18 protein-coding genes are annotated in these 16,756 nt (G+C 68.4%); 4 read left to right on the top strand and 14 right to left on the bottom strand.

Annotated features, from left to right (window positions below; translation table 11 throughout):
• The first annotated feature begins 3 nt into the window (after window positions 1-3).
• Window positions 4-492 carry a flavin reductase family protein gene (locus A5730_RS22985; RefSeq protein ID WP_067905637.1) on the top strand — a complete coding sequence of 163 codons (489 nt, stop codon included), beginning with the start codon at window positions 4-6 and terminating at the stop codon, window positions 490-492.
• A gap of 6 nt (window positions 493-498) precedes the next feature.
• On the opposite strand, the gene A5730_RS25035 is transcribed toward A5730_RS22985, so the two are convergent.
• From A5730_RS25035 to A5730_RS22965, 5 genes are all read right to left on the bottom strand, one after another.
• The gene (locus A5730_RS25035) at window positions 499-654 is read right to left on the bottom strand and encodes a hypothetical protein (protein ID WP_197506330.1); all 156 of its coding nucleotides are present in this window, start codon (window positions 652-654) and stop codon (window positions 499-501) included.
• Between the two features lie 71 nt (window positions 655-725).
• Window positions 726-1,472, bottom strand: a complete 747-nt coding sequence (locus A5730_RS22980; RefSeq protein ID WP_067905635.1) for a succinate dehydrogenase/fumarate reductase iron-sulfur subunit — start codon at window positions 1,470-1,472, stop codon at window positions 726-728.
• A complete protein-coding gene (locus A5730_RS22975; protein WP_067816987.1) occupies window positions 1,472-3,388 on the bottom strand; it encodes a fumarate reductase/succinate dehydrogenase flavoprotein subunit in 1,917 nt (638 codons plus the stop codon). Before A5730_RS22975 ends, A5730_RS22980 begins: the two co-directional genes overlap by 1 nt.
• A gap of 44 nt (window positions 3,389-3,432) precedes the next feature.
• Window positions 3,433-4,260, bottom strand: coding sequence for a hypothetical protein (locus tag A5730_RS22970; protein WP_055402846.1), 828 nt, complete (start codon window positions 4,258-4,260; stop codon window positions 3,433-3,435).
• 88 nt (window positions 4,261-4,348) lie between these two features.
• The gene (locus A5730_RS22965; RefSeq protein WP_067905738.1) at window positions 4,349-4,645 is read right to left on the bottom strand and encodes a hypothetical protein; all 297 of its coding nucleotides are present in this window, start codon (window positions 4,643-4,645) and stop codon (window positions 4,349-4,351) included.
• Between the two features lie 79 nt (window positions 4,646-4,724).
• On the opposite strand from A5730_RS22965, the gene A5730_RS22960 reads away from it, so the two are divergent.
• Window positions 4,725-5,483 carry an isocitrate lyase/phosphoenolpyruvate mutase family protein gene (locus tag A5730_RS22960; RefSeq protein WP_067905633.1) on the top strand — a complete coding sequence of 253 codons (759 nt, stop codon included), beginning with the start codon at window positions 4,725-4,727 and terminating at the stop codon, window positions 5,481-5,483.
• A 72-nt stretch (window positions 5,484-5,555) separates the two neighbouring features.
• On the opposite strand, the gene A5730_RS22955 is transcribed toward A5730_RS22960, so the two are convergent.
• Window positions 5,556-6,005, bottom strand: coding sequence for an Hsp20 family protein (locus tag A5730_RS22955; RefSeq protein WP_067905631.1), 450 nt, complete (start codon window positions 6,003-6,005; stop codon window positions 5,556-5,558).
• A gap of 227 nt (window positions 6,006-6,232) precedes the next feature.
• Here A5730_RS22955 and nirB point away from each other — a divergent pair, with 227 nt between their 5' ends.
• Both nirB and nirD read left to right on the top strand, forming a co-directional pair.
• Window positions 6,233-8,812, top strand: a complete 2,580-nt coding sequence (gene nirB / locus A5730_RS22950) for a nitrite reductase large subunit NirB (RefSeq protein WP_082946956.1) — start codon at window positions 6,233-6,235, stop codon at window positions 8,810-8,812.
• Window positions 8,809-9,165, top strand: a complete 357-nt coding sequence (nirD, locus tag A5730_RS22945; protein ID WP_055402857.1) for a nitrite reductase small subunit NirD — start codon at window positions 8,809-8,811, stop codon at window positions 9,163-9,165. Before nirB ends, nirD begins: the two co-directional genes overlap by 4 nt.
• Here nirD and A5730_RS22940 read toward each other — a convergent pair.
• The 8 genes from A5730_RS22940 to A5730_RS22905 form a co-directional block, all read right to left on the bottom strand.
• Window positions 9,162-9,614, bottom strand: coding sequence for a hypothetical protein (locus tag A5730_RS22940; protein ID WP_055402859.1), 453 nt, complete (start codon window positions 9,612-9,614; stop codon window positions 9,162-9,164). The genes nirD and A5730_RS22940 overlap by 4 nt on opposite strands.
• A 73-nt stretch (window positions 9,615-9,687) precedes the next feature.
• A complete protein-coding gene (locus A5730_RS22935) occupies window positions 9,688-10,464 on the bottom strand; it encodes a sirohydrochlorin chelatase (RefSeq protein ID WP_067905627.1) in 777 nt (258 codons plus the stop codon).
• A complete protein-coding gene (locus A5730_RS22930; protein WP_067905625.1) occupies window positions 10,455-11,606 on the bottom strand; it encodes a uroporphyrinogen-III synthase in 1,152 nt (383 codons plus the stop codon). Before A5730_RS22930 ends, A5730_RS22935 begins: the two co-directional genes overlap by 10 nt.
• Before the next feature lie 77 nt (window positions 11,607-11,683).
• Window positions 11,684-13,072: an MFS transporter gene (locus tag A5730_RS22925; RefSeq protein WP_067905623.1), complete on the bottom strand. Its 1,389-nt coding sequence runs from the start codon at window positions 13,070-13,072 to the stop codon at window positions 11,684-11,686.
• Window positions 13,073-13,369: 297 nt separating this feature from the next.
• Window positions 13,370-14,284 carry a 5-oxoprolinase/urea amidolyase family protein gene (locus A5730_RS22920; protein ID WP_067905736.1) on the bottom strand — a complete coding sequence of 305 codons (915 nt, stop codon included), beginning with the start codon at window positions 14,282-14,284 and terminating at the stop codon, window positions 13,370-13,372.
• Window positions 14,285-14,298: 14 nt separating this feature from the next.
• Window positions 14,299-14,973, bottom strand: coding sequence for an allophanate hydrolase subunit 1 (locus A5730_RS22915; protein ID WP_067905622.1), 675 nt, complete (start codon window positions 14,971-14,973; stop codon window positions 14,299-14,301).
• Window positions 14,974-15,084: 111 nt separating this feature from the next.
• Entirely contained in the window at window positions 15,085-16,083 is a 999-nt protein-coding gene (locus tag A5730_RS22910) for an ABC transporter substrate-binding protein (protein WP_067905620.1), read from the bottom strand.
• Window positions 16,084-16,140: 57 nt separating this feature from the next.
• A complete protein-coding gene (locus A5730_RS22905; protein ID WP_067905617.1) occupies window positions 16,141-16,725 on the bottom strand; it encodes a TetR family transcriptional regulator in 585 nt (194 codons plus the stop codon).
• Window positions 16,726-16,756 lie beyond the last annotated feature (31 nt).

Genomic DNA, 16,756 nt, shown 5'->3' with positions numbered 1-16,756 from the left:
CCGGTGAACGCGCACACGAACCTGACACCGTCCACACTTCGTGAGGCCTTCGGCCACTTCCCGTCCGGGGTGGTCGCCATCGCCGCCGAAGTCCAGGGAACCCGGGAAGGCCTGGCGGCCAGCACCTTCGTCCCGGTCTCCCTGGAGCCGCCGCTCGTGTCGTTCTGCGTCCAGAACACGTCGACGACCTGGCCCAAGCTCAAGGACCTGCCCATGCTGGGCATCAGCGTGCTCGGCGAGGCGCACGACGCGGCCGCGCGCGCCCTGGCCGCCAAGACCGGCGACCGGTTCGCGGGCCTGGAAACGGAATCCCGGGAGAGCGGCGCGGTGTTCATCAAGGGCACCGGCCTGTGGCTGGAAAGCGCTATCGAACAGTTGATTCCGGCCGGCGATCACACCATCGTGGTGCTTCGGGTCAATGAAGTGACCATCGACGCCGACGTCGCGCCGATCGTGTTCCACCGCAGCACATTCCGGCGCCTCGGCGCCTGACCGCGGCTACGGGCGCCGGCTGAGTTCCGCCCGGAAGCCCGCTATCCGTTGCTCGATTTCCGCGGCGTCGTCGTGACGGCCTTCCTTGTGCGCCAGATCGGCGCGGACGGACAGCTCGCGGATCGCGGTTCGAATTTCGTTGACGCTGGTGGTTTCTCGCATATCTCCCACGCTGCCTTCGGAGGTTGGGTTGTTATGCGGGTACCCGGCGCACCGGAAGGGCTAACGCCAGGTCAGCGGCGGAACAGCTTGTTGCCCAGCCACACCACCGGGTCGTACTTGCGGTCGGCGACCCGCTCTTTCATCGGGATCAGCGCGTTGTCGGTGATCTTGATGTTCTCCGGGCAGACCTCGGTGCAGCACTTGGTGATGTTGCAGTAGCCCAGGCCGTGTTCCTCCTGGGCCTGGTTGCGCCGGTCCAGCGTGTCCAGCGGATGCATCTCGAGCTCGGCGATCCGCATCAAGAAGCGCGGGCCGGCGAACGCCTCCTTGTTCTCCTCGTGGTCGCGGACCACGTGGCAGACGTTCTGGCACAGGAAGCACTCGATGCACTTGCGGAACTCCTGCGAGCGCTGCACGTCGGCCTGCGCCATCCGGTACTCGCCCGGCTGCAGGTCCTTCGGCGGCGCGAACGCGGGGATCTCGCGCGCCTTCTCGTAGTTGAACGAGACATCGGTGACCAGGTCGCGGATCACCGGGAAGGTCCGCAGCGGCGTCACCGTCACCACCTCGTCCTCGGCGAACGTGGACATCCGGGTCATGCACAGCAGCCGCGGCACCCCGTTGATCTCCGCCGAGCACGAGCCGCACTTGCCCGCCTTGCAGTTCCACCGCACCGCCAGGTCGGGCGTCTGGGTCTGTTGCAGGCGGTGGATGATGTCGAGCACCACCTCGCCCTCGTTGACCTCCACCGTGAAGTCCTGCAGCGCGCCGCTGGCATCGTCACCGCGCCACACACGCATGGTCGCGTTGTAGGTCATTAGCCTCTCCGTCCTGGATGCTCGGCCAGCTCGTCGTCGGTGTAGTACTTCTCCAGCTCGGAGATCTCGAAGAGCTCCAGCAGGTCCGGTCGCATCGGCACCTGGTCCTTACGGGTGATGCTGATGTCGGGAATCACCTCGTCGCCCCCGGCGGCCTGGCAGACCAGCAGCACCTTGCGCCAGCCCGAATCCATCGCGGGGTGGTCGTCGCGGGTGTGCCCGCCGCGGCTTTCGGTGCGCTCCAGCGCGGCCTTGGCGACGCACTCGCTGACCAGCAGCATGTTGCGCAGATCGATCGCCAGGTTCCAGCCGGGGTTGTACTGGCGGCCGCCGTCGACGTGCATGTTCTTGAACCGCTCGCGAAGCTTGTCGAGCCGTGCGAGGGCCTCGGAGACCTCGTCGGCCTTGCGGATGATGCCCACCAGGTCGTTCATCGACTGCTGCAGCTCGAGCTGCAGCGTGTACGGGTTCTCCGCCGGCGCGCCGTCGGCCGGTCCTTCGAAGGGGGACAGCGCCCTCTTCGCCGCGGTCTCGACGGCGTCGGCCGAGATGGTCGGACGGCTGCTCAGCGCCCGCACGTAGTCGGCCGCGCCCAGGCCGGCCCGCCGGCCGAAGACCAACAGGTCCGACAGCGAATTGCCGCCGAGCCGGTTGGAGCCGTGCATGCCGCCGGAGCACTCGCCGGCGGCGAACAGGCCCGGGACGGTCGCGGCGCCGGTGTCGGCGTCCACCTCCACGCCGCCCATCACGTAGTGACAGGTGGGACCGACTTCCATCGGCTCCTTGGTGATGTCGACCCCGGCCAGCTCCTTGAACTGGTGGTACATCGACGGCAGCCGCCGCTTGATCTCTTCGGGCGTCAGCCGGGACGCGATGTCGAGGTACACCCCGCCGTGCGGGGTGCCCCGGCCGGCCTTGACCTCCGAGTTGATCGCGCGCGCGACCTCGTCGCGCGGCAGCAGGTCCGGGGTGCGACGGGCCGAGTCGTTGTCCTTGAGCCACTGGTCGGCCTCTTGCGCGGTTTCGGCGTACTGGCCCTTGAACACCGGCGGGATGTAGTCGAACATGAAGCGCTTGTCGTCGGAGTTCTTCAGCACCCCGCCGTCGCCGCGAACGCCCTCGGTGACCAGGATCCCCTTCACACTCGGCGGCCACACCATGCCGGTCGGGTGGAACTGGACGAACTCCATGTTGATCAGCGACGCGCCCGCCCGCAGGGCCAGCGCGTGCCCGTCGCCGGTGTACTCCCACGAGTTCGAGGTGACCTTGAACGACTTGCCGATGCCGCCGGTGGCCAGCACCACGGCCGGCGCCTCGAACAGGACGAAGTTGCCGCTCTCGCGCCAGTAGCCGAACGCCCCGGCGATGGCGTCGCCGTCCTTGATCAGCTCGGTGATGGTGCATTCGGCGAACACCCGGATGCGCGCCTCGTAGTCGCCGAGTTCGGCGTAGTCCTCCTGCTGCAGCGAAACGATCTTCTGCTGCATGGTGCGGATCAGCTCCAGGCCGGTGCGGTCGCCGACGTGCGCCAGCCGCGGGTAGGTGTGCCCGCCGAAGTTGCGCTGGCTGATCTTGCCGTCCTTGAGGCGATCGAACAGTGCGCCATAGGTTTCCAGCTCCCAGACGCGGTCCGGTGCCTCCTTGGCGTGCAGCTCGGCCATCCGCCAGTTGTTGAGGAACTTCCCGCCACGCATCGTGTCGCCGAAGTGTGTCTTCCAGTTGTCTTTCGGGTTGGTGTTGCCCATCGACGCCGCGCAGCCGCCCTCGGCCATGACCGTGTGGGCCTTGCCGAACAGCGACTTGCACACCACCGCGACCTTGAGGCCGCGTTCCCGCGCCTCGATGACCGCACGCAACCCCGCGCCGCCGGCGCCGATGACGACTACGTCGTAGGCATGCCGTTCGACCTCAACCATGGAAACCCTCGCTAGCTAAGTCTGATTGTTCTTCGAATCGCTTTTCAGCCAACAAATCTCAGGTCAGGAATCGTGTTGCTGGCCACCAGCGCGATGTAGAAATCGGTGAGCATCAGGGTGCCCAGCGTGATCCAGGCGTACATCTTGTGCCGGGTGTTGATGTTGCTGACCTGGGTCCAGATCCAGTACCGCACAGGGTGCTTGGAGAAGTGCTTGAGCCGCCCGCCCGTCACGTGCCGGCAGGAATGGCAGGACAGCGTGTAGATCCACAGCATGATGACGTTGCCCACCATGATCAAGTTGCCCAGCCCGAACCCGAAGCCGTGCGGGCCGGAGTCGGAGTGGAAACCGATGATCGCGTCGTAGGTGTTGATCACCGAGATGATGCCGGCGATGTAGAAGAAGTACCGGTGGCTGTTCTGGATGATCAGCGGGAACCGGGTCTCGCCGGTGTAGTGGACCCGCGGTTCGGCGACGGCGCAGGCGCTGGGCGACTGCCACACCGTGCGGTAGTAGGCGCCGCGGTAGTAGTAGCAGGTGAGCCGGAACAGCAGCAGGAACGGCAGCGTCAGCGCCGCGTACGGCAGCCACCACACGTCCGGCAGGATCTGGGGCCAGAAGTCGCCGGCCTCGCCGCAGGCCTTGCTCACGCAGGGCGAGTAGAACGGCGTCAGGTAGTGGTACTTGGGAACGAAGAAGTAATCCTGCTGGAACGCGCGCGCGGTCGCGTAGATCAGGAACGCGGCGAAGCCCAAATCGATCCGCAGCGGCGACATCCACCACCGGTCGGTGCGTAGGGTCCGTTGCGGGATGCGGGCGCGCGTGGGTGAAAAGACACCTGACGCAGGACGGTTCGCCGTGGGTGCGCTCATCTAGTGTTCCTCTTCGAACGGGCTGTTGGTCGAAGGGTACACAGAGAGCACCCCCTCATTTCCGGGGGGCTTGGGTTATTCGAGGTTGTCAGGACCGGTTGTGACCCCCGACACCCTCGTCGTCGACATCGCGCCAGAATTCGCTGTCGTACTGGGTGTCGGGAATGACGATCTTCTCGCCGGACTGCTGCACGGTGGCGCGCGCCAGGTCCAACTCCGCTATGTCGGTGTCGAGCATTTCCACGTCGGAGATGATCCGGTCGGCGTCGATGACGATGCGCCGCATCGCCGGGCTGTCGCCGTAGCGACTCTTCAGGGAGCCCACGCACCGCCGCAGGCCGCCGATGAGGTCGTGAAGTTCGGCGAGTTCAGTCGTGGTGCCCAACGGATCTCCTCGGCAGACGGTGTTGCGGATCACAGTACGCCCCCGATAGTAGCCACCGCGGCGGCCTAATGTCGGACGCATGACAGGCCACACCGCCGCCGAGCGCGCCACCGCGCTACTCGCCCTGCACCGCCCGGGCGACCCGGTCATCCTGCCGACGGTGTGGGATGCCTGGTCGGCCCGCCTCGCCACCGGTGCCGGGTTCGCCGCCCTCACGGTCGGCAGCCACCCGCTGGCCGATTCCATCGGCAAACCGGACGGCGAGGGCATGTCGTTCGACGACGTGCTGGCCCGGGTCGCCCAGATCACCGCCGCGGTCGACGTTCCGGTGTCGGTGGACATCGAATCCGGGTACGGGCTCGCGGCCGAGCGCCTGATCGAGGGGTTGTTGAGCGTGGGCGCGGTGGGGCTGAACGTCGAGGACACCGTCCACTCGGAGGGCAAGCGGCTGCGATCCGCGGGCGAGCACGCCGAATTAGTCGGTGCGCTGCGGTCGGCCGCCGACGCGGCCGGGGTGCATGTCGTGATCAACGCCCGGACCGATCTGTTCCTGCGCCAGGACGGCGACCCGGCGGATCGCGTCGAGCGCGCGGTGGACCGGTTGGCGCAGGCGGCGGCCGCCGGGGCCGACGTGCTGTACCCGGTGGGTCGCCACGACCCGGAGACGTTGCGGCGCTTGGCCGCAGAGCTGCCGCTTCCGGTCAACGCGATCGCGCTGCCCGACTCCGACGACCCGGCGTCGTTCGCCCCGCTGGGCGTCGCCCGGGTCAGCTTCGGCCCGTTCTTGCAGGCGGCGCTGGCCACCCGGGCCAACGAGCTGCTGGCCCGTTGGGCCTAGCCCTGCGGAAACCATTGTGGGGCAGACGAATCCGGCGGGGCCGATGACCCCGCCGGATTCGTTGTCGACCTATTACTTTGTGATCGCGATGCGCTGCGGCTGGTTTCCGGCGTACGCGCCGGTGACCCGCACGGTCAGCACGCCGGCGTCGTAGGAGGCCGTGATGGCGTCCCCGGTGACGTGGGCGGGCAGGGCGAACGACCGGCGGAAGGATCCGTACCGGACCTCACGCAGGGTGCGTCCGGCACCTTCCCCTTCGTCCTGCGCGTGCTCGTCCCGGCGTTCGCCGTGGATCACGAGTCGGCCGCGGTCGACCTCGACGTTGACGTCCTTGTCGACGTCAACACCCGGCAGTTCGACGCGTACGACCGCGTCCTCGCCGTCCTTTAAGACCTCGGCGGCGGGATTGAATCCGCTGGTCACCGGCTTGTTCCAGTCCGATGCGGCGGCGGGGCCGAAGAAGTCGCGCAGCCACCGGTCGGTGTCCCAGGCCGGTCGCGACCACAGTGCGAGGTTACTCATGGGGATCTCCTTGTACTTCCTTGAGCTTTGTTGTGGATCTGCTGTGTCCGGCGCCGTTGCGGCCGGCTATAGGTTCGAACATGAGTCGACCACGCTAAAGTTCCACCTAGGCGTTCGCCGTGGGCGAACGAATATTCACAGGGCTCCCTGTGAGTTGTGAGATCCTCGTCATAGGACCGTCACATTGGGCGAAATCGCGGTAATTTCCGGCCGCTAACCTCAAACCCATGGCTGCAGACGGGATTTCGCGTGCGCACTGTGCGGGCCGTCACATCGTCGTAGTCGGGCACGGCATGGTGGGGCACCGGTTTGTCGAGGCGCTCAGGGCGCGCGACACCGAGGGATCTTGGCGCATCACGGTTTTCGCCGAGGAGGCCGACGCGGCTTACGACCGGGTGGGGCTGACCTCGTACACCGAGAGCTGGGACCGCAAGCTGCTGGCACTGCCGGGCAACGACTACGCGGGTGACGAGCGGGTGCGGTTGGTCTTGAACACCCGCGTCACCGAGATCGACCGGGAAGCGAAGTCGGTGCTGACGGCCGACGGGCAACGGTACGGGTACGACGCGCTGGTGCTGGCCACCGGTTCCTACGCGTTCGTTCCGCCGGTGCCCGGCCACGAGCTGGCCGCGTGCCACGTCTATCGCACCCTCGACGACCTCGACGCCATCCGGGCCGACGCCCAGCGCACCGTGGCGGCCGGCCGCACCCCGGCGGGCGTGGTCATCGGCGGCGGGCTGCTGGGGCTGGAAGCCGCTAATGCGTTGCGCCAGTTCGGTTTGCGGACGCACGTCGTCGAGATGATGCCGCGGTTGATGGCCCAGCAGATCGACGAGGGCGGCGGCGCGCTGCTGGCCAAGATGATCGGCGACCTGGGCATCGACGTGCACGTGGGCACGGGCACCGAATCGATCGAGGCGATCGACCACTCGGACGGGGTGTCGTCGGTGCGGGTGCGGCTCACCGACGGCGAGGTCGTCGACGCCGGGCTGGTCATCTTCGCGGCCGGCATCCGCCCGCGCGACGAGCTGGCCCGTCAGGCCGGCCTTGAGCTCGCCGAGCGCGGCGGCGTGCTAACCGACTTGGCTTGCCGCACAAGCGATCCCGACATCTACGCGATCGGTGAGGTCGCCGCGATCGGTGGCCGGTGCTACGGCCTGGTGGGGCCCGGTTACACCTCCGCCGAGGTGGTGGCCGACCGGTTGTTGGACGGCGCCGCGGAATTCGGCGAGGCGGACCTGTCGACCAAGCTCAAGCTGCTCGGTGTCGACGTCGCCAGCTTCGGCGACGCGATGGGGGTGACCGAGAACTGCCTCGAGGTCGCCATCAACGACGCGGTCAAGCGAACCTACGCCAAGCTGGTGCTCTCCGACGACGCCAAGACCCTGCTGGGCGGCGTCCTGGTGGGCGATGCCTCGTCGTACGGGGTGTTGCGGCCGATGGTAGGCAGCGAGCTGCCGGGGGATCCGCTGGCGCTGATCGCCCCCGTCTCCGGCGACGCGCCGGCGCTGGGGATCGGCGCGCTGCCCGACAACGCGCAGATCTGTTCGTGCAACAACGTCACCAAGGGCGACCTGAAGTGCGCGATCGCCGACGGCTGCGCCGACGTCCCGTCGCTGAAGTCGTGCACGGCGGCCGGCGCGTCGTGCGGTTCGTGCGTGCCCCTGCTCAAGCAACTGCTGGAGGCCGAGGGCGTCGAGCAGTCCAAGGCGCTGTGCGAGCACTTCAGCCAGTCGCGCGCGGAGCTGTTCGAGATCATCTCGGCCACCGAGATCCGCACCTTCTCCGGCCTGCTGGAGCGCTTCGGCCGCGGAAAGGGTTGCGACATCTGCAAACCCGTGGTCGCCTCCATATTGGCCTCCACCGGCTCGGAGCACATCCTCTCCGGCGAGCAGGCCTCGCTGCAGGACTCCAACGACCACTTCCTGGCCAACATCCAGAAGAACGGCAGCTACTCGGTGGTGCCACGGGTCCCCGGTGGTGACATCAAGCCGGAGCACCTGATCCTGATCGGGCAGATCGCTCAGGACTTCGGCCTCTACACCAAGATCACCGGCGGCCAGCGCATCGACATGTTCGGTGCCCGGGTGGACCAGCTGCCGGAGATCTGGCGCCGGCTAATCGACGGCGGCATGGAATCCGGCCACGCCTACGGCAAGGCGCTGCGCACGGTCAAGAGCTGCGTCGGCACCGACTGGTGCCGTTACGGCCAGCAGGATTCGGTGCAGCTGGCCATCGACCTGGAGCTGCGCTACCGGGGCCTGCGGGCGCCGCACAAGATCAAGATGGGCGTATCGGGTTGCGCCCGGGAGTGCGCCGAGGCGCGGTCCAAGGACGTCGGCGTCATCGCCACCGAGAAGGGCTGGAACCTCTACGTCGGCGGCAACGGCGGCATGACGCCCAAGCACGCGCAGCTGTTGGCCAGCGACCTGGACACCGAGACGCTGGTGCGCTACGTCGACCGGTTCGTCATGTACTACATCCGCACGGCGGACCGGCTGCAGCGCACGGCGCCGTGGGTCGACTCGCTCGAGGGCGGCCTCGATCACGTGCGCGAGGTGGTGTGCGAGGACTCGCTGGGGCTGGCCGGCGAATTCGAGGCCGCCATGGAGCGGCACGTGCAGAACTACAAGTGTGAATGGAAGGGCGTGCTCGACGACCCGGAAAAGCTGTCGCGGTTCGTCTCGTTCGTCAACGCCCCGGACGAAGTCGATTCCACCGTGGAATTCACCGAACACGCGGGGCGCAAAATCCCTGTGTCCATTGGCATGCCGAAGATCCGTACGGGAGCTGGAGATCAATCATGACACTTCTCAACGACATTGCGGTGTGGACGACGGCCTGCGAGTACGACCGCCTCATCCCGGGCCGGGGCGTCGGCGTGCTGCTCGACGACGGTTCCCAGGCGGCTTTGTTCCGGCTGGACGACGGCTCGGTGTGCGCGGTGGGCAACGTCGACCCGTTCTCCGGCGCGGCGGTGCTGTCGCGCGGGATCGTGGGAGACCGCGGCGGCCGGGTGGCGGTGCAATCGCCGATCCTCAAGCAGGCCTTCTCGTTGGAAGACGGTTCCTGCCTGGACGATCCGAACTTCTCGGTGCCGGTGTACCCGGCGCGCGTCACCGCCGACGGATTCGTTCAGGTCGGCCGCTTCGCCGCCTAGCGGGTGATGTCGCCGACGAGGTAGCGCTGCATCGTCGGGCCGATGGCGTCGACGATCGCGTCGACGGACATCGAATGCAGCGGCTCGGAGCGGATGCCGTAGCGCATGATGCCCAGCCCGACCAGTTGCGAGGCGCACAGCGACGCCCGGGTGGCGGCCTTGTCGGCGCCGAGCACCTTGAGTAGCGGGCCGAAAACCGGTCCGATGAACATGCTTTGCACGGTTTCGGCGGTCTTGGCCATCCCGGTGGAAGCGATCGCGCTCGCGGCGAAGGGGCCGCCGCCCGCGGCGTCCCAGGTGGTGATCAGCATGCGTAGCGTCTGCCGGCCCACCTGGTTGGCCCCGCCGGTGACGATCCGGTCGATGAATTCCGGTGTGCCGAACGGCAACCGCAGCATCTTGGCGACCGGGTCAAGGAGCCCACGCGACGGCTCTTCGCGACGGGGCATGCTGCCAGGATCGTCGGAATCCGACCAAAGATCAAGCGCCGCCGGTCGTCGGCGCGCCTTTGCGTCAACGCCGTCAGGCCGCCGAATTCGGCCGCACGGCCCGGCTGTGGACCAAGCGCTGCGCGCTCGATCGGCGCGACGCGTGCCGCGCGGTGGGGGCCAGGACCGGCGGCATGGCCCGGCGGAAACGATTGGCGATCAGCCGCGCGAGGCTGGGATGGGTGCCCAGCGGCCGGCTGACCAGATCGGCGCCGCAGGCGTGCAGCCGCTCCTGGAACAGGCCGTCGGCCAGCAGGTACGAGGCCACCACCACGCGAGAGTCGCGGCGCGCCCGGCGCCTGGCCTGGTCCACCGCCTCGGGCAGCCGCGGGCCGCCGGTGGCGGCGAACGCGAGGCTCACCCGCGACCCGGTGAGCGCGGACACCAGCGTCGCGGTGGTGTGCAGATCGGCGCGCGCGTGGGGGTCCGACGTGCCCGCCGCGGCGAAGATCACCGAATCACCCGGCCGCCAACCGCATTTGACCAACTGGTCGCCGACGATCCGGGCGATCTGACCGCTTGGGCCGAGGGCCGGCGTGACGATGACCTCGGGGTGCCCGCTCTGCTCGACGTGGGCCGGCAGGTCGGCGCGGACGTGGTAGCCGCGCGACAGAAAGGCCGGCAGCACGATGGCGGGCCGGCCCGTCGCCCGCACCCGGGAGAGCACCTCGCCGGGCGTGGGGCCCAACACGTCGACGAATGCGACTTCCACCGGTCGGCCGGTCAACGAACTCGCTTGCGCGGCAAGCTCTTCGAGTTGTTGCACCCCCTCGGGCCGACGGGTGCCGTGCGCGACAAGGATCAGCGCCATGCCGCGTCCACCCGTTGTTCGGTGGCCAACCGGTAGCCGCGCTTGACCACGGTTGCGACGATGTTCTTGTCGCCCAACGCCGTTCGCAACCGCAGCACGGCCGTGTCGACGGCGTGCGGGTCGTTGCTATTGCCGGGCAGCGCCCGCAACAGGTCACCGCGCGCCACGACGTCGCCCGGGCGTTTCGCCAACTCGCGCAATATCCCCATGCCGGACGGCGAGAGCACCTTGATCGAGCCGTCCACCAGCACGCACGTGCCGCGGATGTCGACCGTGTGACCGGCCGCCCGCACCGTGCACGAACCGAGCAGCGGCAGTTCCTCGGCGACGTGACGGGCCAAGGCGCCCAACCGCATTCGTTCGGGCGATGAGGTCGGCACGCCCTTCCGGATCAGCGGCTTGGACGTCACCGGACCGACGCACATCGCGTGCACGTCGGTGCGCAGCGCCCCCAGCAGCTGGTCTTCGACGTCGAGCTCTCGGCTGCGCTCCAGCACCGCGGCGGCCGCGGGCGCCGAGGTGAAGGTGACGGCGTCGAACTGCCGCCCCGCGATCCCCATCACGAGCTGATCGAATGTGCCGCCCAACGGCGTTGGCTTCCACCGATACACCCGGACGGGCACCACTTCGGCGCCGGCCAGGCGCAACCCGCCCAGGAATTCGGGGAAGGGGTCCCACGCGTCGGCGGCGCCGTGCAGCTGGACGGCCACCCGCTGGCCGGCCACGCCCGAGCGGAGCAGGTATTCCAGCACCTCTTGTGAGGACTCCGATTCCGGCGACCACTCCTCGTGCAGGCCGGCGGCGCGCAGCGCGCCGGTCGCCTTGGGCCCGCGGGACACGATCCGGGCCGACGACAGCGCCGTCAGGAGCGGGTTCACCAGCCCCCATCCCTCGGCCGCGGCGAGCCAGCCGCGAAAGCCGATGCCGGTGTGCGCGACCAGGATGTCGGGTGGCTCGGCGATCAACGCCTCGGTGTTGCGGTGCAGTTCGTCGTCGTCGGGCAGCGCGATCATGTTGATCGCGGGCGCGCTGCACACCTCGGCGCCTTGGCGGCTGAGCAGCGCGCACAGCTCCTCGGAGCGGCGGGCCGACGTCACCGCGATGCGGTAACCGGTCAGCGGCGGGGAGTCGGGCTGGCCCATATTTCCTGTGTATGCCTGTCAGATTTCGGTCTCGTTACCTGGCAATTGCTTGCGCATTGCCCGCCGTGAGGCCGCGCTCACACCCGGGCCGGCGCCGGTGCCGTGTCCCCGTGAGCCGCGGCGGGCAGCCGCGGGCGGCGCACGTACACGGCCCAGGTGACGATCGCGGAGACGACATAGGAGGCCAGGAACGCCCAGTACGCCGACGTCTCGGTCCCGGTGGTCAGGTAGGACTGCCGCAGCGCGAGGTTGATGCCCACGCCGCCGAGCGCGCCGACCGCGGAGCAGACGCCGATCAACGACCCGGACCTCGCGCGCGCCCAGTGCCGCCGCTGCGCCTCGCTCATCTCCAAGGCGCGGCTGCGCGCCTCGTAGACCGAGGGGATCAGCTTGAACACCGAGCCGTTGCCCATCCCGGCCAGGATGAACAGCATCATGAAGCCGGCGACGTAACCGGCCACACTGGTCGAGTGCGCGGCGCGATCGTCGAAAGTGCTGATGCCGACCAGTAATCCGGCGCCCAGCGTCATGCCGGCGAGCACGGCGAGCGTGACCCGGCTGCCGCCCTTGCGGTCGGCCAGCCGGCCACCGTAGATCCGGGCCAGTGAGCCCAGCAGTGGGCCGAGGAAGGCCACCTGCGCGGCGTGCAGGGCGGCATGCCTGGCGGTTTCGCCGTTGGCGAGGAAGTTGACCTGCATCACCTGACCGAAGGCGAAGGAAAACCCGATCCAGGAGCCGAACGTGCAGATGTAGAGCAGGGAGATGACGTAGGTGTCGCGCTCGAACAGGATCGAGCGCATCGTGTTCAGCTCGGTGCCGTGGCCGACGTTGTCCATGAACAGCGCGGCCGCGACGCCCACCACGGCGAGCGCCAGCAGATACACCGCACACACCCAGTACGGCGCCTCGTGGCCGGCCGTGGCGAGCACCAACAACGCGACCAGTTGGATCACCGCCACCCCGAGGTTGCCCACGCCGGCGTTGACGGCCAGCGCCGAGCCCTTGAGCCGCTGCGGGTAGAAGACGTTGACGTTGGCGAGCGAGGCCGCGTAGTTGCCGCCGCCCAGGCCGGTCAGCGCGGCGCAGACCACGAAGGGCCACAGCGGCAGCCCGGGGTTGGCCAACAACACGATGGTGCCGGCCGTCGGGATCAACAGCACGACGGCCGAGAAGACGGTCCAGTTGCGGCCGCCGAAAGCGGCGATGCCCAGCGTGTAGGGGATCCGGGCCAGGCCACCGACCAGCGTGGCGACGGCGCCCAGCAACAGCTTGTCACCGGCGGAGAAACCGTAGACGTGCGCCGGCATGAACAGCGCCATGACCGGCCACAGCGTCCAGACCGAAAAGGCGACGTGGTCGCCGGCGATGGTGCACAGCAGGTTGCGGCGGGCGATCTTCTTGTCACCGGCCTCCCAAGCCCCCGTGTCCTCCGGATTCCAGTCCGCGATGCGGTGATTGCGGGCCATCCGATCGTCACCTTTCGTCGACCGCGCTGAGATGCATGAATTCGACTGCGCGCGTTGGGGAGCTGGGCTGGATGCGGGCGCGCCGAACGAAGAGGCATGCCCCGCGGTGTATTTCGATGGTCACATTCAGAGCGGGGACGGGTCAACTCAAACGGACCTGAATCGGCTGTTAGTTGATTACCAGTTATCTGGTAAGTCCCTGTAGGCCGGTGATGGTGAAATTACGTCCCGATCAACGTGATTCGACCCCGGATCCGCAACCGTGTGTGAGCTGGACTACATGCCCCCCGGCGAGGCCTACGAGAACGGCCAGTCCGCGGCGGACTGTGCCTGGGCGCCCACCAAAATCCTCGGGCGGGACCAGTGCAGGCGCACCGACTGCCCGGGACGCACCTGGGCGATTTTGTCGATGTCCTCGTCGATCACCACACCCACCACCGGGTAGCCGCCGGTGACGGGATGGTCGGGCCCCAGGATGACCGGTAAGCCGTTGGGCGGCACCTGAATTGCGCCGCGAGTGGCGCCCTCGCTGGGCAGCTGCCGGTCCGGGTAGCAGTACTGCAGGGGGCGGCCGACCAATCGCATCCCCACCCGGTCGCTGCGATCGGATGCCACCCAATCGTTGTGCACCAGCAGATCGGGGTCGACGAACCAATCGTCACGCGGGCCGGGCACCACCGCCAGCTCGACCACGCTGCCGGTGATCGCGGCCACCGGGGCCTGGTCCAGTTCGGGGTAGTCCGGGGTGTGCTCCCCGACGGGGAGCCGATCTCCCGCCCGCAGCGGCGCCGGGCCGATGGCGGACATCACGTCGTAGCTGCGCGAGCCGAGCACGGGCTGCACGCCGATGCCGCCCCGAACCGCCAGGTAGGTTCGCAACCCGGCGCGGGGCGTGCCCAGGGTGATCACCTGGCCGTCGCGGACATGCTGAATGCTGTTGGTGCCGAACTTGATTCCGTCGACGGTCGGGTCGGTGTCGGCCCCGGTGACCGCGACGTCGACGCCCCCGCCGCGGACCCGGGCCGCGAAACCGCCGAAGGTCACCTCGACGGTGGCGCGGTCGGTGGGGTTGGCCACCAGCCGGTTGGCCAGTTGATGGGCGCGGCGGTCGGCGGCCCCGGACCGGCTCACGCCGAGGTGGGCGAGCCCGGGCCGGCCCAGGTCCTGGACGAGGGCGAGCGGTCCGGTGCGAAGGATCTCCAGCGTTGTCACGGCGATCTCCTTGCTCAGACGGCCCGGAATTGAACCCACATGCCCTGCGTCAGCAGCGCGGGGTCGGGCCGATCGATGTCCCACAGGACGGCGTCCGTGCGGCCGATCAGTTGCCAGCCGCCGGGCGACCTACGGGGGTAGACCGCGCTGAATTCGCCGGCCAGCCCCACCGAGCCGGCGGGCACCGCGGTGCGCGGCTCCGAGCGGCGCGGCACCCGCAGGCGCGCGTCACCGTCGACCAGATACGCGAAACCCGGGGCGAACCCGCTGAATCCGACCCGCCACAACGAACCGGTGTGGGCGTCGATCACCTGCGCGGCGGTCAGCCCGGTGTGGTCGGCGACCTCGGCGAGATCCGGGCCGTCGTAGACCACGTCGATGACGACGTCGGCGCGCCGATCCGGCCGGGGGGCGTCCCCGGCGGCCACCCGCATCTTGCGCAGCCGCTGACGGATCACGCCTTGGCGCCGCGGGGATTCCAGCTTCACCAGAACCGTCCGGGCGGCCGGGACGATGTCGACGACGCCCGGCAACGCGGCCTCGCGCAACTGCGCCGCCCATGCCAATACCTCGGCGGTGCTGCCGCATTGCAGCAGCAGCGCGCTGTCGCCGAAGTCCAGAACCGTGTTGCCGACCAGCTCCGTCGGCAGTCCCTTGGACACGTTGTCGGTCAGGTCGGTCACGCTCATACCCGACGGTAACCTCCCCATCGCGGGGCAGGCGAGGGGCGAGCGACGGATTTTCGAACACTGCCAGAGGTGCCTTAGCAAACGTTCAAACGCCACTGGCGCTCAGGCGATCTAACCGAGGATTTTGTAGATCAGCGGCGGCAGTTGATCGGCGACCAGTTGGTAGCTCAGCGGCGAGGAAAAGGCGATCGCGCCGGCCTGCTCCTTGGTGGTGAAGATGTGCCGGTACTGCGCGGTGGCCTGTGCCGCCGCAACGTCGGGGTCGGCGAGCAATGCCTTCTGGTCGTCGGGGCTCTCGGTCGTCCAGATGATCACGTCGGCGGAATCGAGCACCGCCTTGACGTGATCGCGCGGGATGACGGCGCGGTGGTCGGTGCCGAAAGGCCTGATGCTGTCGGCGATCACGAGACCCATCTGGTTGAGGAAGTCCGTGCGCCAGCCGGCCATGGTCGCGACGACGGTGCCCTGCCACAGCGTGCCCTCCATCAGCAACGCCTTCTTGCCCGTCCAGACCGGGTGTTCCTTGCCGACCGCGGTGAACTTCTGGTCGACGGCGGCGATCTGCGACTTCATCTGGTCGGCCTGGAACACCGCCTGGCCGATGGTGGTGGCCTGCTCCTTCCAGGGTTCGAAGAAGGCGTCGCCGTCCGACTGCGGCACGGTTGGGGCGATCGCGGACAGCTTCTTGTAGGTGTCGGCGTCCACCCCGGCGTTGATGGCGACGATCAGGTCCGGTTTGAGGCCGGCGATCTGGTCGACCGGGATCCCGTTGTCGAGGTTGAGAACCACCGGCTGCGCGCCGCCGAGCTTGGGCTGGGCCCACGGCCACACCGCGAACGGTTGGTCGCCGAACCAGTTGGTCACGGCGATCGGCACCACCCCGACCGCGAGCAGGTCGTCCTGCTCCGTATAGCCGGCGCTGACCACGCGCTTGGGCGGTTCCTTGATGACGGTCTGGCCGAAGAGGTGGTTGATCGTCACGGCTTTGCCGCCGGAGGTGTCCGAGGGCGGTTTGCCCGACGAGCACGCCGCCGTTGCGCCGGTGACCCCGGCGACCGCCGCAGCCCCCGCGAGCTGCAAGAATCCCCGTCGATTCCAACCCTGCCGCATCGCGTGAGATTAGCGCGTCGCGCGCCCGCGGCGCCCGTCGCCGCGCGGTTGCGCCGCTCAATCCAGCGGCATGCCGGCATCCAGGAAGTCCAGGGCCCGATAGATGGTGTCGGCCGTCTTCGGCGCGCTGTCGAAGGCCGCCATCATAGCGCCGACCATCGCGCCGACGAATACCCGAACGTCGAAATCGGTTGCGCTACGGCCTATTCGGCGACCGATCGCCTCCGCCATGACGTTCACGGTGCGGTAGTACTCGTCGTAGAGGGCGGCCTTGAGTTCGGGTATCGAGAAGATCAGCCGCTGGCGGGTGTTCTCGAACTCGAGTTGCTCGGGGGACAGGCCGGCCATGGTGGTGGCGTAGGCCCGCCGGATGGCCTGGCTCGGTGACAGATCGGGCGGCTGGGCGTCGAACGCCGCCAAAATCAGCGGATCGAGGTCGTCGGCAAGCAGCAGCGACTCCTTGGACCCGAAGTACCGGAAGAACGTGCTGGGCGACACCTCGGCGGCCTCGGCGATCTGCTCGACCGTGGTGGCGGCGTAACCGTTCGCGTCGAACAGGCGAAACGCCTCGCGTCGGAGGGCGTGGCGGGTCTTGATTTTCTTGCGTTCCCGCAGCCCGAGCCGCTGGTCAGTCGCCTGCATGCGGCAATTCTCCCGCATCGCGGGCCCAAAA

Source organism: Mycobacterium sp. ACS4054, from assembly GCF_001667275.1.
Classification (GTDB): domain Bacteria; phylum Actinomycetota; class Actinomycetes; order Mycobacteriales; family Mycobacteriaceae; genus Mycobacterium.
Note: the sequence above shows the minus strand (reverse complement) of the source record. Positions and strands in the feature narration are given on the sequence as shown.

What these genes read in the sequence shown, in the direction of transcription:
- A5730_RS25035 (WP_197506330.1), bottom strand. Translation starts at nt 654, where the DNA reads ATGCGAGAAACCACCAGCGTCAACGAAATTCGAACCGCGATCCGCGAG.
- A5730_RS22980 (WP_067905635.1), bottom strand. Translation starts at nt 1,472, where the DNA reads ATGACCTACAACGCGACCATGCGTGTGTGGCGCGGTGACGATGCCAGC.
- A5730_RS22975 (WP_067816987.1), bottom strand. Translation starts at nt 3,388, where the DNA reads ATGGTTGAGGTCGAACGGCATGCCTACGACGTAGTCGTCATCGGCGCC.
- A5730_RS22970 (WP_055402846.1), bottom strand. Translation starts at nt 4,260, where the DNA reads ATGAGCGCACCCACGGCGAACCGTCCTGCGTCAGGTGTCTTTTCACCC.
- A5730_RS22960 (WP_067905633.1), top strand. Translation starts at nt 4,725, where the DNA reads ATGACAGGCCACACCGCCGCCGAGCGCGCCACCGCGCTACTCGCCCTG.
- A5730_RS22955 (WP_067905631.1), bottom strand. Translation starts at nt 6,005, where the DNA reads ATGAGTAACCTCGCACTGTGGTCGCGACCGGCCTGGGACACCGACCGG.
- nirB (WP_082946956.1), top strand. Translation starts at nt 6,233, where the DNA reads ATGGCTGCAGACGGGATTTCGCGTGCGCACTGTGCGGGCCGTCACATC.
- nirD (WP_055402857.1), top strand. Translation starts at nt 8,809, where the DNA reads ATGACACTTCTCAACGACATTGCGGTGTGGACGACGGCCTGCGAGTAC.
- A5730_RS22940 (WP_055402859.1), bottom strand. Translation starts at nt 9,614, where the DNA reads ATGCCCCGTCGCGAAGAGCCGTCGCGTGGGCTCCTTGACCCGGTCGCC.
- A5730_RS22935 (WP_067905627.1), bottom strand. Translation starts at nt 10,464, where the DNA reads ATGGCGCTGATCCTTGTCGCGCACGGCACCCGTCGGCCCGAGGGGGTG.
- A5730_RS22930 (WP_067905625.1), bottom strand. Translation starts at nt 11,606, where the DNA reads ATGGGCCAGCCCGACTCCCCGCCGCTGACCGGTTACCGCATCGCGGTG.
- A5730_RS22925 (WP_067905623.1), bottom strand. Translation starts at nt 13,072, where the DNA reads ATGGCCCGCAATCACCGCATCGCGGACTGGAATCCGGAGGACACGGGG.
- A5730_RS22915 (WP_067905622.1), bottom strand. Translation starts at nt 14,973, where the DNA reads ATGAGCGTGACCGACCTGACCGACAACGTGTCCAAGGGACTGCCGACG.
- A5730_RS22910 (WP_067905620.1), bottom strand. Translation starts at nt 16,083, where the DNA reads ATGCGGCAGGGTTGGAATCGACGGGGATTCTTGCAGCTCGCGGGGGCT.
- A5730_RS22905 (WP_067905617.1), bottom strand. Translation starts at nt 16,725, where the DNA reads ATGCAGGCGACTGACCAGCGGCTCGGGCTGCGGGAACGCAAGAAAATC.